Annotated in this window: 10 protein-coding genes; 4 read left to right on the top strand and 6 right to left on the bottom strand. The window is 58.6% G+C overall.

Features of this window, described 5'->3' with window-relative positions; genetic code table 11:
- From AAC035_RS03045 to AAC035_RS03030, 4 genes are all read right to left on the bottom strand, one after another.
- Positions 1-691: nucleotide sugar dehydrogenase (locus AAC035_RS03045; protein ID WP_339799829.1), on the bottom strand; the 691-nt coding region annotated here is incomplete at its 3' end.
- 82 nt (positions 692-773) lie between these two features.
- Entirely contained in the window at positions 774-1,769 is a 996-nt protein-coding gene (galE, locus tag AAC035_RS03040; protein ID WP_339799827.1) for a UDP-glucose 4-epimerase GalE, read from the bottom strand.
- Between the two features lie 28 nt (positions 1,770-1,797).
- The gene (tadA, locus tag AAC035_RS03035; RefSeq protein ID WP_339799825.1) at positions 1,798-2,301 is read right to left on the bottom strand and encodes a tRNA adenosine(34) deaminase TadA; all 504 of its coding nucleotides are present in this window, start codon (positions 2,299-2,301) and stop codon (positions 1,798-1,800) included.
- A gap of 197 nt (positions 2,302-2,498) precedes the next feature.
- Complete coding sequence (locus tag AAC035_RS03030; RefSeq protein WP_339799823.1) at positions 2,499-11,084, bottom strand: glucoamylase family protein; 8,586 nt, start codon at positions 11,082-11,084, stop codon at positions 2,499-2,501.
- A gap of 474 nt (positions 11,085-11,558) precedes the next feature.
- Here AAC035_RS03030 and AAC035_RS03025 point away from each other — a divergent pair, with 474 nt between their 5' ends.
- On the top strand, positions 11,559-11,849 hold the full coding sequence (locus AAC035_RS03025; RefSeq protein ID WP_339799821.1) for a GlsB/YeaQ/YmgE family stress response membrane protein: 291 nt from the start codon (positions 11,559-11,561) through the stop codon (positions 11,847-11,849).
- 121 nt (positions 11,850-11,970) lie between these two features.
- Here the strand turns inward: AAC035_RS03025 and AAC035_RS03020 are convergent, their stop codons facing one another.
- Positions 11,971-12,504 (bottom strand): YetF domain-containing protein, encoded by a 534-nt coding sequence (locus tag AAC035_RS03020; protein WP_339799819.1) that lies wholly within the window; start codon positions 12,502-12,504, stop codon positions 11,971-11,973.
- Positions 12,505-12,534: 30 nt separating this feature from the next.
- On the bottom strand, positions 12,535-14,925 hold the full coding sequence (locus tag AAC035_RS03015; RefSeq protein ID WP_339799817.1) for a catalase: 2,391 nt from the start codon (positions 14,923-14,925) through the stop codon (positions 12,535-12,537).
- Between the two features lie 268 nt (positions 14,926-15,193).
- Between AAC035_RS03015 and AAC035_RS03010 the strand changes: the two genes are divergently transcribed.
- The 3 genes from AAC035_RS03010 to AAC035_RS03000 are packed head-to-tail and all read left to right on the top strand — an operon-like array spanning position 15,194 to position 17,692.
- The gene (locus AAC035_RS03010; RefSeq protein WP_339799815.1) at positions 15,194-16,024 is read left to right on the top strand and encodes a peptidase; all 831 of its coding nucleotides are present in this window, start codon (positions 15,194-15,196) and stop codon (positions 16,022-16,024) included.
- Positions 16,024-16,788 carry an N-formylglutamate amidohydrolase gene (locus AAC035_RS03005; protein ID WP_339799813.1) on the top strand — a complete coding sequence of 255 codons (765 nt, stop codon included), beginning with the start codon at positions 16,024-16,026 and terminating at the stop codon, positions 16,786-16,788. The genes AAC035_RS03010 and AAC035_RS03005 overlap by 1 nt, the downstream gene beginning before the upstream one ends.
- 43 nt (positions 16,789-16,831) lie before the next feature.
- A complete protein-coding gene (locus AAC035_RS03000; RefSeq protein WP_339799811.1) occupies positions 16,832-17,692 on the top strand; it encodes a transglutaminase family protein in 861 nt (286 codons plus the stop codon).
- Positions 17,693-17,835 lie beyond the last annotated feature (143 nt).

Here is a 17,835-nt window from a genome sequence, read left to right as displayed (position 1 = left end):
CCAGGTTGGCGATCTCGTTCATGAAACTGATCTTGGTGGCCAGCATGGCGTTGGCGGCGTACTTGGTCAGCTCCGCCGAGCGGATGTCCATGAAGATCATCCGGTCATGGCTGCGATTGAAGGGATAGTAGACTTCCCGCAGCATTTCCCGGGCTTTATCGCTGTCAGTACCCACGACAATCCGGTCCGGCTTCATGAAATCGTTGACCGCGGCGCCTTCTTTCAGGAATTCCGGATTGGAAACCACATCAAAGCCGGTTTCGAGATTGCGATGATCCAGCTCCAGGCGCACCGCATCACGAACCTTGTCTGCGGTGCCTACCGGAACGGTGGACTTGTCCACAATCACCCGGTAACCGTCCATGTGCTGACCGATGGAACGGGCCACGGCAATAACGTACTGGAGGTCTGCGGAACCGTCTTCATCCGGCGGCGTACCCACGGCGATGAACTGGATCACCCCGTGAGCCACAGCGGCTTCGGTATCGGTGGTAAAGCGCAGGCGGCCGGAGTCCGCATTGTGACGGACGATGGGCTCGAGGCCTGGCTCGTAAATGGGAATCTGGCCATTATTCAGCCGTTCGATCTTGCCGGCGTCCACATCCATGCAGAGTACATCATGGCCGACATCCGCCAGACAGGCACCTGTAACAAGTCCTACGTAACCGGTACCAAAAATGGTGATTTTCATGGGTTCTTTCCCTGCTATCTATGCTTGAAGTTCGTGATTTGATTCAGTGATGTTCCGATAACCTGACGCCTGGCCGGCGTCTTCAGCGGTCAGTGTTGCGCTGCATGCCCTGCCATTTGGCTTCCCAGTCCAGCGCCGTCTGCACGATGACTTCGAGATCATCGTAATCCGGAGTCCAGCCGAGAGTTTCGGTAATCAGGCGATTATCCGCCATCAGGGCTTCGGGATCACCGGGGCGACGGTCGGTTTCAACCACCGGAAAGTCCACACCGGAGCGGGCCTTGACCACATCGATCACCTCACGCACGGTAAAACCGCGACCATAGCCGCAGTTCATGACCTTTGAGTCACCACCCCGGGACATGTAGTCCAGCGCCATGACGTGAGCCTTGGCCAGGTCTTCCACGTGGATATAGTCCCGGATACAGGTGCCATCGCGGGTGTCGTAGTCTGTACCGAAAATGCTCATGCCATCGCGGGCACCAGTGACACACTCGCAGGCCACCTTGAGCAGGTGCGTCGCTTCGGGGGTTGCCTGCCCCAGCAGACCCTCGGGGTTGGCACCGGCCACATTGAAATACCGGAGAATGACATAGTTCAGCGACGAGGCAGCGGCCAGGTCCATGATCATCCGTTCGCTCATCATTTTGGACGCGCCGTAGGGATTGATCGGCGCCAGCGGCATATCTTCGGTGAGAACCGTGTCTTCCGGCATGCCATAGACGGCCGCCGTAGAGGAGAACACCATGTAGGGAATGCCATGACGCTGCACTGCTTTCAGCAGGTTCAGGGTGTTCCGGGTGTTGTTGCTGTAGTACTTGAGGGGGTTGCTGACCGATTCCGGTACTACAATATTGGCCGCGAAATGGAGCACAGCATCAAACGAACAATTGCCGAACAGGGTCTCCAGCGCATTTTCGTCCGCCAGATCACCCACCACCAGCTCACCGCAGGTGACCGCCCACCGGTATCCCGTGGACAGATTGTCGAAGACCACAATGTCATGGCCGGCGGCACCCAGCTGCCGTACCACGTGACTGCCTATGTAGCCGGCACCGCCGGTAACCAATACGTTCATGGTGTAATTGATTCCTTCCCTGAAATTGTCAGGATAAATTCGCCTGACGCTGCCGCCGGATCTGGGCCCGACGGGCTGCAAAAAACTCCGTCATCATTCGCCCGCAATCCTCAGCCAGCACGCCCCCGGTTGTGAGCACACGCCAGTTCAGATGATCGTCTTCCAAAGCCTGTCGCACGGACTCGACCACGCCGGCTTTCGGCTCCAATGCGCCAAACACCAGGCGGGAAATACGACTGTGAATCAGCGCGCCTACGCACATGGTACAGGGTTCGAGTGTTACGTAAAGAGTTGCTCCGGACAAGCGGTAGTTGCCCTGCCGGCAAGCGGCATCCCGCAAGGCCCGGACCTCCGCATGGGCCGTAGGATCACAGCTGGTGATCGGCGCGTTGAAGCCGGCACCGATTTCGCGGCCTTGGCTGACCACAATGGCACCCACAGGTACTTCACCGACCGCTGCGGCCTGTCGGGCCAGAGTAATGGCCCGACGCATCCATCGTTCGTCTTCGCTGGTATCCGGTATTTCACTCATCGAAAAGGACGCACACCCTGCCATTCGGACACTCTCAGAACAACGCACCCACACGGTTACCTGCTGCAGGCCTCAGTTAATGATAATGGCGTGAATAATACCATCATCCGCAATTCCGAAGGCCAGCACTGCCCCTTTTTTTACGGGCGTGGCCGGATGGACGCCAGGGTCACGCTGCCGCCCCGGCTTCGGAGAGGCTATTCCAGATCCACCTTTACCACATGCTCAAGGCCATCATTCACCAGCGGAATGCGGTCATCCGGGCAGTCGGCACCATCGAGGTTGATGCGGGCAACGTTTGCCGATGACGCTGTCATTGGCCCGATACTGATGTGGTAGATGCTGTCCCGGAACCGGTAATGGATCTGATACCCGGGCCAGTCGTCCGGAACCCGGGGCGTAATCCGCAAATGGTTACCTTCCAGCTCCAGCCCCAGCAAGGTTTCCACCGTCAGCCGGTACATCCACCCTGCCGCACCGGTGTACCAGGTCCAGCCGCCGCGACCGATATGAGGCGCAACACCGTAGATATCGGCACTCATCACGTAGGGTTCAACCTTGTACTGGGCCACGGCTTCGGGGGTGCTGCCGTGATTGACCGGGTTAAGCATGCCATACAACTCCCACGCCCGTGTTCTGTCGCCCATCATGGCAAAGGCCATGGTGGTCCAGATTGCCGCATGGGTGTACTGACCGCCGTTTTCACGGACGCCGGGAATGTAGCCTTTGATATAGCCGGGCTCCAGTTCGGATTGGTCAAACGGCGGATCCAGTAACTGAATGATCTGCCGGTCACGCCTCACCAGGCGCTGATCAACCGCGGTCATCGCCTGCAACGCGCGCTCGGGATCGCCACCGCCGGAGATAACCGACCAGCTCTGGCTGATGGAGTCGATCTGACATTCATCATTCAGGGATGACCCCAACGGCGTGCCATCGTCGAACCAGGCACGCCGGTACCAGCCTCCGTCCCAGGCCTGGGACTCAATATTGCGGCGCAGCCCGGCGGCCTGCTCCATGCACAAGGCCGCAAACCCGGTATCGTTGCGCTGGCGCGCCAGATCAGCGAACAGCTCAAGATTCTCAAGCAGGAACCAGCCCAGCCAGACGCTTTCACCCTTACCTTCCTTGCCGATCAGGTTCATGCCGTCGTTCCAGTCACCACAACCAATCAGCGGCAATTGATGAACACCAAAGCGCAAACCATGCCTGATGGCGCGGACACAGTGCTCATAGAGTGTGGCGGTTTCTATTGAGCGTTTGGGCTGATCGTAGTAAGACTCTTCGTCCGCGTATAACTCCCGCCCTTCCAGGAAATGAACCCGCTCATCGAGCACATCCCGGTCGCCCGTTGCCCGCACGTAGCGGCAGGTCGCGTAGGGAAGCCACAAATAATCATCGGAAAAATGAGTGCGTACGCCCTGCCCTTTGGGCGGATGCCACCAGTGCTGCACGTCCCCTTTGAGGAACTGACGCCCGGCATGAAGGATCAGCTGCTCCCGGGCCAGCCGCGGCGTGGTATGAATCAGCGCCATGGTGTCCTGTAACTGGTCCCGGAATCCATAGGCACCACCGGATTGGTAATAGCCGCTGCGGCCCCACAGTCTGCAGGACAGCGTCTGATAGATCAGCCAGCCGTTTGCCAGCACGTTCAGGGCCGGGTCGGGCGTGTCCACCTGCACGGCGCCCAGGGTGCGCGTCCAGTATTCGTTGACCGCTTCCAGCGCCCGTTGCGCGCCCGCGCGGCCGGCAAAACGCTGCATCAGATGTCTCGCCTCAGCCGCATTTGCCGCCGTACCGAAAACAAACACAACCTCGTGTTTCTGCCCGGCAGCCAGTTCAACCCGGGTCTGAATGGCGGCACAGGGGTCCAGGCTTGCCCCGGTCCGGCCCGACAGGCGTTTGCGACTCATCACTGCCGGGTTCGCCAGGGAACCATTGCGACCGATAATCTCGGTACGGTTTCCGCTGACTGAACGCTCCCGCTCGCTGACCTGGGCAAACACCACCCGGTCTGCACATTCGCGACCATAAGCATTGGTGGCAAACAGCGCCCCACTGTGGGCATCCGTTTCCGTGACAATGTGCATCAGGTTGGCGTGGCGCCACTCGCCCATCACCAGTTCCCAGTAGCCTGTGAGCGACAGGCTGCGGGTTTCCGACGACTGGTTTTCCAGCCTGATCACTACGAATTTCACGGCCGCATCCATGGCCACATAGGTGACCAGTTCCGATGCAATGCCGGCCTCCAGATGCTCGAACACGCTGTAGCCAAAACCGTGCCGACACAGATAACCGGAATCGCCGGCCGCCGGCAGCGGCGTCGGTGACCAGAAGGCACCGGTGTTTTCGTCGCGAAGATAAAAGGCTTCACCGCTGATATCGGACAAGGGGTCGTTGTGCCAGGTGGTCAGCCGGAATTCATGGGCATTTTCGGCCCAGGTGTAAGCACTGCCGCTTTCGCTTACCACCGTGCCGATATGGGGGCTGGCGATCACATTGGCCCAGGGCGCCGGTGTGACCTGCCCTGGCTCAAGGGTAATGACATACTCCTTGCCATCCGGTGTAAATCCACCCAGGCCATTGAAGAAAATACGTGCCGGCGCCACCAGCGGAACAACCGGACCGGGCACCGCCTCGGCCTGGGGTTCCAGCCGGTCCGATCGGCGTTCTGCGGAAACACGACGGTCAACCTGCTCGATCAGGGTTTCGGCGGTGTCCCTGAACACGATTCGCGCCACCGTCTGCAACAGGATCCGGTCGTCCGGGGAAAGCTCTTCCGCACGGCGCACAAATACCCCGCCAGGCTTGTCGACGATCTGTGTCAGCGATCCGGCGTTGATCAGCCCGATGATCATGTCCTGCAACACGGCGCGATAACCGGAAAAATCCTCATTAACAATCACCAGGTCGCAGGTCAGGCCCTTCATCCGCCAATAGCTGTGGGCATTGAGCACCTGTTTGACCAGATCAATGCGATGGATATCGCCGATATGCAGCAACACAATGGGCAAGTCACCGGATATGGAAAACGGCCACAGTCCGGCCTGACCTGACCGGTTGCGGGCAATAATGGCAGGATCAGCACGACGCAGGGCAGTGCCGAAAATGACGGAGTTTGCCAGCCGGCCAAATACCTGGGCTTCTGCCTCTGTTACGTTAAGGTGACGCAGCACCTCCTGGCTCTGAAACCAGGACATTTCGAAGGCACGCTCGACAAAATGACGATCGCAGTATTTCTCAAGCAGCGCCAGCGCGGCCTCCCTGGTGTCCGCAATCCCGGAGATAATCTGCACCGTTGCCGATTCGTCCGGCACCAGCGTCAGGGTGCTGCGGATCGCCACGACGGGATCCAGCACCGGACCTTCCGTGTTGGACAAGGCATGGTTACCGGACCTGGATCTGCCGCTGTCACCACCATTGGACATGACCATGGCCAGAGGATTGGCCGCTGTACGGCCGCGCCCGATAAACCGGGCCCGGTCCGTTTCATAGCTTGGCTTGTCGGAGACGGCTCCCGGCGCAGCCAGCAGATGAAACATCCAGGGCACCTTCTCGTCCGGCGTGCGCCGGCGCCGGGTGCAGAGTATCGCCTGCTGCTGCGGCAGGATTTCAGTCTGTACGAACAGGTTGCTGAAAGACCGGTGCGCCAGATCAGCGCTCAGCGGCGCCAGAACCACTTCGGCATAGCTGGTCACCTCAATGTGGCGCGAGCGGGACGACTGGTTGGTAAGCGTGACCCGCCGAATCTCGACATCGTCTTCCGGTGAAACACTGATCTCGGTATGAGCTTCAATGCCCAGATCGCTACGCCGGTATTCAGCACGGGCCTGAACAAATATGGCCTTGTAATCGTCTGTCGGACGCAGGGTCGGCTGATGTGCCGCAGACCAGTATTCACCGGTATCACGGTCCCGCAGGTAAATGAACGTACCCCAGCTGTCGGTGGTGGCATCTTCCCGCCAACGGGTAATGGCCATGTCATGCCAGCGGCTGGTGCCGCCACCGGCGTGAGTTGCCATAACGTGGTAACGGCCGTTCGACAGCAGGTGCACTTCCGGCAGTTGCATGTCCGTTTCGGTAAACACACGCATGGTGGCATCGGCATCGGCATCCGGCGGAGTGGCTGCAGCACTGACTTCGGCGGCGTGAGGATGCAGGGTGGCCCCCTTCTTCGGTACCCGCTCCTGCAGCAGCAATTCTGTCGCCCGCGCCAGCGGATCAGACATAAAGCGCCGCTGCATGGGCTGGCCCAGCAACACATGGGCAAACGCCAGCAGACTCATACCCTGGTGGTGGGCCATGAAGGTTCGCACAATGGCGCAGGACTTGCCGCGGGGAATCCGTGAGGGGGTGAAATCTATGGCCTCGAAAAAGCCATAAGCATCAAGAAACCCCTGCTCAGCCAACACCTGCAGATTGCGACAGGACTCCCGTGGCATGACCATCAACGCCAGGGCACTGGCGTAAGGTGCAATCACCAGGTCGTCTCCCAGGCCCCGTTTGAAGCCCAGACCAGGCACACCAAATGCCCGGTACTGGTAAATCTGGTTCATATCGGTCGCATTGTAGCAGGACTCCGAAATGCCCCAGGGCACAGCCCGTTGCCGGCCATACTCGATTTGCCGCATGACCGCCGCCTTGCAGGTCTGCTCCAGCAGGGTATCCGCAAAACTCGGCATGATTAGTTGTGGCATCAGATACTCGAACATTGAGCCACTCCAGGAAATCAGGCTGACAGAGCCACCATGACTGGTCAGCAGGCGGCCGAGAGTAAACCAGTGTTTCTGGGGCACCTGGCCCTGGGCAATCAGCAGGAAGCTCGCCAGCCGGGCCTCGGATGCCAGCAAATCGTAGCAGGACGGATCCCGGCGACGCTCACCAATGTCATAACCTATGGTCAGCAGACCACTTGCGGCGTCGTAGAGAAAGCTGAAATCCATGTCCGCCAGATCGTCACAACGCTGTATCAGCTGGTCGATATGATCGATCTGATTACGCGCCGGCATTCCGGAACCGGCAAGTTCCTGACGGCACGGCAACCCGCTGCCCTGCCAGCCGTCGGGCACCAGTAACAACAACTCATCCCGCAGCGCGACTAACTGGCGGTCGAATGCCTGCACCCAGTACGCCAGCTCATCGCTCTTGTTGGCCATCGCAGGCAGCAGCTCCGCCAGCTCACCAGCGGTGGCATGGATCTCAGCCACTGCCCGATTCGCGCCGGCCAGTGTCTGCACCGGATCCAGTAATTGCAGGCGCAGACTCTCCTGCAACACCACAATCCGTTGCTCCAGCTCCGGGGTCCCCGAGCCAGGCAGGTGCTCGACAACAATCGCCAGAGTATCCTGCAGCCCCTGAAGCGCAGCGGGCGCCAGTACCGGCAGCTGTTTCAGCTCAGCAAGACCGGCCCTCAGGGTGAGAAGACTGCCGGCCAGATTGCCGCTGTCTACGGACGAAACGTAACAAGGGCGCAAAGGCTGTAACGTGCGGGTGTCGTACCAGTTGTAGAGGTGACCACGGTAGCGCTCCAGCCTTTCCATGGACGCGAAGGTGTTTTCAATCCGTTGCAGGCACTCACCAACCGTCTGGTAGCCAAAATCAACAGCCGCCAGATCAGCCAGTAGCGACATGCCAATGTTGGTGGGTGACGTTCGTGTGGCAATGACGGGGGCCGGATAGGTCTGGAAGTTGTCGGGCGGCAGCCAGTGGTCCTCGGGTCCCACAAAATCTGTAAAATAGCGCCAGGTTCGCCGGGCAGAGGTCCTCAGGAAGGCCTGCTGTTCCGCGCTGAGCCCCGGCGACGGGGCGACCAGTGGCCGACTGATCCACCACCCGAAAAGCGGCGATAGCGTCCATAGCAACAGCACCGGGCCAGCAAACCACCAGGCTGTCGACTGGCCTGTCACCGCCAACAATGCCGCCAGCGCTATTGCCATCAGCGGAGCGATCCACATTTCCCGGAAAAAATCTGCAAGGGTCTGACGGGCATTGCGGCGAGCATAAGATGGCAAATGCCATAACAACAGCCCACGCCGGGTAAACAGAATACGCCCTTTTGAGCGCAGCATCGCACCCAGACTGATCCGGGTGTCGTAAGGCAAAAACGCCAGCGTCAGCAACGCCAGCGTGACCGGGCGCTGGGTGGATTTACCGGTCAGGCTCAGATGCACCAGCCAGTCCCGCTCATCCGGCTTACGCACCAGCTCAATCAGCCCGGACACAAGCGCTGGTAACAGAACCACAGCCACGACCATTAACGTCCACGGCCCCGCCGCGCCCATCAGCCAACCCGCCGCCAGCAGCACCAGCAGGGACAGTGGCACCAGGCTGCGCCTGAGATTGTCAAACAGCTTCCAGCGTGACAGGGCTGACAGCGGATTCGATTGCCATTGCAGCGTCGCTCCATCCTCACCGGAGGGCCCCCGCACCCAGGGCAATAGCCAGCCCGCCAATTGCCAGTCACCACGAATCCAGCGATGGCGCCGGCTGGCCTCGACAACGTAACTGGCAGGATGGGCTTCGATCAGTTCGACATCAGTGACCAATGCTGACCGGGCATAGCCACTTTCAAGCAGATCGTGACTGAGGACCAGGTTCTCGGGAAATTTACCGGCAGTGGTCTTGCGAAAGGCATCCACATCGTAGATGCCCTTGCCCACAAACGAGCCCTCCCCGAACACGTCCTGATAGACATCCGAGACCTCCCGTGTATAAGGATCCAGGCCCGAGTCACCAGCAAACAACCGGGCAAAGCGTGACTGGCTGGCGCTGGCCAGACTGATGGAAACACGGGGCTGGAGGATGGCATAACCTTCAGTGATTCGACCTTTGACGGGATCGTACTGGGGTCGGTTCAGTGGGTGCGCCAGGTTGCCTACGAGGGTATGCCCGGCATCCCGGGGGAGCTGGGTATCGGTATCAAGTGTTATGACGTAGCGGATGGTTTCAAGCAGAGTGCTGTCGCCGACGATCGCCGAGAACGCCGTGCCGGCCTCACCCCGCAGCCGGGCGTTGAACTGTTCGAGCTTGCCGCGCTTGCGTTCGTAGCCCATCCAGACCCGCTCATAAGGGTTCCAGCATCGTGGCCGGTGAAACAGATAGAAAATACAGGGCCGATCGTCCCGGTAGGTTTCGTTAAGAGCGTTTATCCCGCTGCGCATGTAATCCAGCAGTGCTTCGTCTTCCGGCATCGTTTGCTGCGGTGCATCAACAAAATCCGTCAGCAGCGCAAAAAACAGGTTGGCGTCGCGATTGCCCAGATAGCGTATTTCCATGGCTTCAAGAAGGTCATCCGCGTCCTGCTGGCATGTCAGCAAGGTAGGCACCACCACCATGGTACGGTGATGTTCCGGAATGCCTCTGGAAAAATTCATTCTTGGCAATGTTCGTGGTCGCAACGTCAGCGCTGCCAGCAAATTTACCAACGGGATGGCCAGAGCGGAGGCGGCGATCAGCAAGGGTACGATGAACAACCAGAGCCACCAGCCAGCACCATCACCCCGGTAAAACTCACCGTAGGAGGGACCCAGTGCGGGCATTGCAACAGCAGTCACCAGCAACGAGAGCAGCAGAATGGGCCCGATATAAAGAGGCAGGCGGAAATGCCAGCGCAGCTGGCGTAAACGGTAAGTGATTGATGGCCGGTAGCAGACCGTCTTTTCGAGGCTCTTACGGCCTTTATCGACCAGGTAGTAGCCGACATGGGACCTGCGATCATCGCAGTCGGCTGTCGAAGCAACCTGTCTGGCCTGCGCTATGGCCTCAAGCGCCACCTCTGATTCGCTGGACTGGCTGCATCGTGCCAGGTCCTCGATAACATGCCGGTAGCGGTCACGAGTGGCAAAATCCTGACCGGCGTAACCTTCTCTGGCACCCCCGGAGTCCATCGGATCTTCACGCAGAATCTGCTCCACGGCACTCAGCGATTCGACAAATTCGGTCCAGTCCGTGGTATCAATAAATCGCAGACTGCCAATGCTGTTTGCCATGGAAATCTGATTGGCTGCGGCATTACGGCCAGCCACTTCGGACAAGCTGGCGGCTGTCACGCCCTGTTCAAGCAGCTGATGTTCAACCCAGGTTTGTACAAACGCCAGTGCGGATTCCTGCGGCTGAAGCCGGGCGTAGAATTCCTCAACAAACGGCGCCGTCAGCGGCACGTCGGCATTGGCAAACTCGGCAAGTAACCGGATCAGCTTTTTCGGCTCGGTCTCGGCGGTCGCCAGCATGCGGTCGGCCCAGCTGATGGCAGCGTTATATTCCTCTCGCCCCTGAGCGATACGCAACCCGACATTGCGAAGATTTTCCAGCAAGGCCAACTGCAACATGATGGGGAAGGCCCACAACTCACCCAGAGTCAGGGGTTCGACAGTCTGATAGGCCGCAAGAAAACCGGTTGCGTTGTCATTGTCAACGCGGCCGTCCATGTGGGAAATCAGCTCCAGCGCCAATTCGTAAATTCGCGGAAACCCGGCCAGAGGCCCCGTAATCAGCCCCGGTAACTGACGGCTGAAACCCCGGGGCAGATGTCTGCGCACCAGCGTGATCTGTTGCTCGATAAGGTAGAAATTATCCAGCAACCAGGCTTCCGCCGGCACAATCCGCTGCCCGGAGGCTGCGTCTGTGGTCACGACGTCATAGGCCGCATGCAGAACCCGCTCGTTGTCCGCCAGCCGCGGCAACAGCTTGTCAGGCCCGGACCGAAGACCGCGCTGGTGCTGGCCGGCCAGGCTGACCGCGTGGCGTTTCAGTTGCTCGATACTGAACAACTCGGCCTGCAGCAACCCGATTTCCCGACCATGACGCGGTTCATTGAGTATGCGTTTTGAAACGCCTAACTTTTTGGTGACGATGGCACGCTCCTTGTACAGACAAAATGATCAACGCTGGCCCGGTTCACAACCGGAAACCAGCGAATCCAAAATCCGTACGGCAAGCCATTGGGCTAAGCGGACACTTCGACGCACAACAACTGCACGCCACTTTGAGGAGAGGTGAAAAACGATGGGATACCTGACATGAACAATAGCCCCGGGACTCCTGTTGGGCAAGACATCGTTGCTTCTGTGCCAGCGAGTTCGCGGGCGCGACCCCGGTATCCAGAGGGAACATTCATGTACCCCGGGGTATCTGTGGTCCGGGCACCCTGCAACTCATCCGTATCCAGAGTGCGGTAACGCACGGTGAACCCGTATCAGCGGCGATATGCTTTTTCTACTGGCGCCCGGCGCGTCGAAATTTTCAGGAGGAAAATAATCATGGGCATCATCATTTGGCTCGTTATGGGCGGCATTGTCGGCTGGATTGCCAGCATAATCATGGGTACTAACGGCCAGCAGGGCATCATCCTTAACATAGTGGTCGGTATTATTGGTGCACTGATTGGCGGATTGCTGATCGGACCGATGCTCGGTGCCGGATCCATAAACGAAGGCATCACGATCATGAGCTTCGTGGTTTCGTTGATTGGCGCAGTCATACTTCTGGCCATCGTGATTCTGGTGCAGCGCCTGATGCATCGCTCTGGTAGCGGTACCACGCACAGATAAGTGGTATGTGTGCCAGGGATCGGGAAAAAGAGCTGTAGTCAGTAATTAAAAGATTGTCGCCCGCCACGCAGCAACAGCGCGCGGCGGGCAGTCTGCAATCAAGTCCCCGTCGCTATCAAGGTCACTTGCCCGGCTTGAAAACAGCCTTGGGAACGTTCACACCTACGAGACTTGATTCGTTATCGCCCTCACCCACCTGGACGACGCTGAATGAGCCGTCAGTCTCCAGAACTACTGCGCGAACCCGGTCCAGGGATTCAACCCCGGCCGAGCGGATTGCCGCCCGTACTTCGTCTTCAACAACCCGTGCCTGCCGCAGTGCCACTGGCAGGAACTCGCCTCCGTACCACAACATCAGCGGCTCACCCGTAACCAGATGCCTTACCCATCGCGCCCGGACACTGGTCCAGGTGACAGCGAACTGCAGGCCGATAAGTGTTGCGAACGCCAGCGCCCCCTCGGCCAGAGCGACGTCCCTGGCCAGCACAACCGTCGCAAGAGTGGAGCCAAGAGAAACGGTGACGACCAGGTCAAAAGCATTCATCTTGGCAAGCGTCCGCTTCCCGGAGATGCGAAGGAACAGAACGAGAACAACGTAGGCCAGCACTCCGACCACCAGAATCCTGATCAGGTGGTCCCATCCACTAAAAAACATCTGGCTGCTCGTGCCCACTGGCTACCTCTATCATTTGGCTGGTGGGTCGCAGTCGCGGGAAAAATGTCGATGAGCACCTATTGCGTTGATAAACGCCGACGCAATTCCGGCACCATCGTCGCCCTCCGCCAGCAGGATGCCCGGGTCTTCATCCACCGTTGATCCGATACCTTCCATTTCCAGCAACTGCCGTCCGGCGCCCAATGCCAGAATCGTTTTACAGTGTCTGAACTGATCTTTGACGAACTCTGAGGTATGGCCGATGGCCGCCAGTGACGTTACCGCGTCCTGGCCATCAGGCAACACCAGCGCATCAAACAGGAATCCCGGAGAATTCTCCAGGGACTTGTTCGCTTCGATATCTGTGCCCGTGTCGCCGCTGAACAGCCCCACCCTTGGCCCCACGAAGTGCACCACTGCACCTGCTTCAGTCAACGCAGCATGAAGCTCGACCAGCGAGGCGTGGTGAACGCCATCCGCAACCAACACGGCAATCTGCCGGGTGCGGATACCGCGTTCGCCGGGCCGCGCCATCAACGACAGTGCCGGAGACACGGTCACCTCGGGTGGTTCCGCACCGGTTATGGCCTTCGGCATCGCAGCGGGTACCGCCATCCCCAGACCTGCGGCAACGTCGGCTGCCAGCTGCGCTGACACATTTACCAGCGAGGACACCATGCGTTCCCGTATGGCAGGAACGCCAACCTTGCTCAACTCAAAACGGAATGCTGCTGCAATATGGGCTTGCTCGACAGCAGTCTGGCTGTCGAAGAACAACGTGGCCTGGGCATAATGCTCTGCGAATTTCTCTGGTTTACCGCGGACTTTGTCTCCGGTAGTGGCATCCGGGAATGACACGAATCCGGCCGTACCGGCCTGGAACGGGCAACCCCCGGCCAGCGAATTCGGCTCGTAGGCAACGCGCCCACGATGCAGCGCCTGACGGTGCAGGCCGTCCCGTTGATTGTTCTGCACCTGGACCAGGGATGCGTTGATCGGAATTTCGTGGAAATTGGGACCTCCAAGGCGCGAAAGCTGGGTATCCGCATAGGAGTGAATGCGACCGGCGAGCAGCGGATCATTACTGAAATCGATGCCCGGTATAACGTGGGCAGTGCAAAAGGCAACCTGTTCGGTTTCCGCAAAAAAGTTATCGGGGTTCCGGTTGAGTACCATGCGCCCGACGGGGGTAACAGGCACCAGTTCCTCTGGCACAATCTTGGTCGAATCCAGCACATCGAAACTGAAGCTTTCCGCCTCTTCTTCAGTGAATATCTGCAGGCCCAGCTCCCACTCCGGGAACTCCCCGGATTCGATGGCTTCCCACAGATCAGCCCGGTGGTAATCGGGATTCGCGCCCGAGATCTTAACGGCTTCATCCCAGACCAGCGAATGAGTGCCCTGCAGAGGCGACCAGTGGAACTTGCAGAAGACGGAATCACCCTGTTCGTTGATCAGGCGGAAGGTATGCACGCCAAAGCCCTGCATCATCCGGTAACTGCGCGGTATGCCGCGATCTGACATAACCCACATGAGCATGTGGGTCGACTCCGGCATCAGGGACACAAAGTCCCAGAAAGTGTCATGGGCCGACGCTGCCTGCGGCATGCCGTGGTGCGGCTCCGGCTTTACGGCATGCACCAGGTCCGGAAACTTCATCGCATCCTGAATAAAGAAGACCGGTATGTTGTTACCGACCAGATCCCAGTTGCCTTCGTCGGTATAGAACTTCACCGCGAAGCCCCGGGCGTCCCGTGCTGTGTCTTTCGAGCCGCGCTCACCGGCTACGGTGGAGAAACGCACAAATACCGGGGTAACTTTACCTTTTTCCCTGAACGGCGCCGCACGGGTATGTTGAGTCAGCACATCGTAGGCTTCAAAGTAGCCGTGCGCTGCCGAGCCCCGGGCATGGACGATTCGCTCCGGAATCCGCTCGTGATCAAAATGCGTGATTTTTTCCCGGAGAATGAAGTCTTCGAGTAATGACGGCCCACGCAGTCCGGCTTTCAGGGTGTTCTGATTATCACCGATGGCCACACCCTGATTGGTCGTCAGGGGTCGATCACTGGGGTCTACCCGGACCCGCTCGAGGGATTCGATGGTCTCGTTGATTCCAGGCTGCGCCGGGCCGCCGGTTTTTCCATTTGCAATTTCTTCTGTCGCTGTACTCGCGGTCAACGCACTGGATTTTGGCTCCGCGGTGACCCCGGCTGGTGGCGTCAGCGCGTTGTCATGTCCGTGTTCCAGCTCCTTGTTGCGGTTATAGGGGATTGCAGCAACAAAGTCGTCGCTTGCGCTGGCCTGCGCGGCGACGATGTCATTTGTCCTGAGTACGCCATTGGCGCCCGGCCCGGGTCCTGCAGACTTATCGCTTTTGTTTTTGCTACGCCCCGACCGATCGGGTTTCTTTTTCATCGCCATGATTGTTCTCCGGAGGAATGGAAAAAGTCGGACCATCTAGTGTCCTGATTGATTTTCGATCCACTGACCGGAGCTGTCTGTTCGATAACGAACACGGGTGACGGCGCCCAACTGGTCTGGTGTCAGGTCTGGCAGCCCTGGGGGGTGCCTGGGGAGTATCTGGGGAGTATCTGGGGAGTATCTGGAGAGTGCCTGGGGATCTTGGTGGTTTAACGCACAGAGCGGCAGGCTCACCAGCGTCATACTGCCAGAGCACTGTTAACCGCTGTTGATCATCGCAACTCATACTGAAAAGGAACCTGCCGATGAAGCCACGCCCTTTATCGATACCACCCCCAACCGGGATCATCAGCCCGATTTCCCGGCGGCTGCGATGACTTACTGCGTTGGGGTTACGCTGGAGGACGGCATGATTTTCGCGTCGGATTCCCGCACCAATGCCGGCCTCGACAACTTCGCCAGTTTCAGCAAGATGAGTCTTTTCGAACGGGCCGGGGACCGGGTTATTGTCCTGCTGAGCTCAGGCAACCTCGCCGGTACCCAGGCCGTTATCAGCATGCTCAGGCAAAACGGGGAGCAACCCGATTGTCCCAGCCTCTGGAATGCCAAAACCATGTTTGACGCCGCGTTGCTGGTTTCGGATGCAATGCGTCTGGTCGACGAGCGCGACGGCCAGCATATGACAAAAAACAATACAGGTTTTTACGCCTCGTTCATTCTTGGTGGCCAGATCAGGGGTGAGCCGCCGCGCCTGTTCCGACTCTATGCCGAAGGCAATTTTATTGAGGCCGGAGACCAGACCCCCTATTTTCAGACCGGCGAAACCAAGTATGGAAAGCCCATCATTGACCGGGCAATAACCCGCTCCACCAATCTCAGCGACGCCACCAAATGTATTCTGGTGTCCTTTGATTCCACCATGCGCAGCAATTTGTCCGTAGGCATGCCCATCGACCTGCTCTGTTACAGGCTCGACAGTCTGGAAGTCACCATGCGCAGACGTTTCGATCCGGGAGACCAATACTTTTCTCAACTGAGCACGGAATGGAGTGCAGGCATCCGTGACGTTTTCAGCCGCTTGACGGACCTGGAGTGGTAATGGCTTCCATAGCCCCGGGGGACCCGATGACCCGAAAGGACACTCTGATTCCGGCAAACCCGGCTCTGGTGGTTACCTGCGAGCACGGCGGCAACAAGGTTCCCGCGCCCTTTCGCTATCTGTTCCGGGACTGTCGTCCGCTGCTGGACAGTCATCGTGGTTTTGACCCGGGGGCACTGGTCATGGCACGGGCAATGGCCAAAAAATATGGCGCGCCACTCAAGGCCTCCACCATAAGCCGTCTGCTGGTGGACCTGAACCGCTCCGTTGGTCACCGCAACCTCCATATGGAGACCATTCGCCGGCTACCGGCCGCCGTTCGGCAGGAAATCGTCGAACACTATTATCAACCCTACCGTATCGAAGCGGAGCAACTCATCGCACAGGAAATTGCCCGGCTGGGCAGCGTCGTCCACATTTCCTGTCACAGTTTCACTGACGTTCTCGATGGCGTCGTGCGCCACACCGACATCGGCCTGCTCTATGACCCGGTGCGACCGGGCGAACGTGCCCTGTGCGCGCACTGGAAGTCTGTACTCAAGGCGTCAGCACCGGCCCTGGAAGTGCGTCGCAATTACCCGTATCAGGGTCGCAACGATGGATTTACGACGACCCTGAGGAAGAAATTCCCATCCGATGTCTATGTGGGTATCGAGCTTGAGCTTAATCAGAAACACCTTTCAGCTCCTGCCGGTCAATGGGCGCCGCTGCGGGAGATCATACTCTCCTCATTGGAGATGGCGCTCAGGGGCAATAAACGATGACGTCTCAGACCCTTACATTCCAGCCAGCCAGAGGTTCCCTGACATGATGATCCGCATTGGCTATGAACTGGTGTTCGAATGCCCCCAGCCGACACCGATGATCCTCACACTGAGGGTTCACCCCAGCCGGTTCCCGGACCTTCTTGTTGCCGACGACATGGTGGCAGAGCCGCCGGTCCCCATGTCGGACTATCGCGACAGCTACGGCAATCAGTGCGCGCGCATTGTCGCGCCACAGGGCATCCTGAAACTGTCTGCCGATGCCATTATCAACGACGATGGCCTGGCAGATGTCACCAATCCGGAAGCAGGGCAAACCGCGGTTGAACAACTGCCGGACGATACCCTGCTGTTTCTGCTGGGCAGCCGGTATTGTGAGACCGACCCGCTGATCGATACAGCCTGGCAGCTATTCAGCAACAATGTCAGCGGTTGGCGTCGGGTTCAGGCGATCTGCGATTACGTTCATAACCATATCGAGTTTGGTTACCAGCATGCACGAAATACGCGAACCGCATGGGAGGTTTTTGAAGAGAAAAAAGGCGTGTGCCGCGACTATGCACATCTTGCCATCGCGCTGTGCCGCTGTATGAATATCCCCGCCCGTTACTGTACCGGTTATCTGGGCGATATAGGCATACCTCCACCCTATGGGGAAATGGATTTTGCCGCCTGGTTCGAGGCCTACCTTGATGGACGGTGGTATATTTTCGATCCGCGCAACAACTCGCCCCGCATCGGCCGCATTCTTATTGCCCGCGGACGTGACGCGGCTGACGTGGCGATCAGCACCGCATTCGGATTCAATACCCTGAAATCATTCAAAGTATACACCGACGAGATCCTGGAGCGGGGACCCGCTGCGGGAGATTCCCGTCTGACCAATGGATCATCCCATTACTGAAATCCGGCGAGGCCAGCACGCCCCGCCCTGCAAAATGGAAAACCTCATTGCAGCGCCCGGTAACACGGACGTTGCAATGAGGAACCTGTCGGAGCTTTCTCATACCTCCTGTATTCTGTGTAGCTACTGCACTTTTACCGTCG

The sequence above is a fragment of the uncultured Marinobacter sp. genome (assembly GCF_963974375.1).
Classification (GTDB): domain Bacteria; phylum Pseudomonadota; class Gammaproteobacteria; order Pseudomonadales; family Oleiphilaceae; genus Marinobacter.
This window is presented reverse-complemented; position numbering and strand designations above follow the sequence as displayed.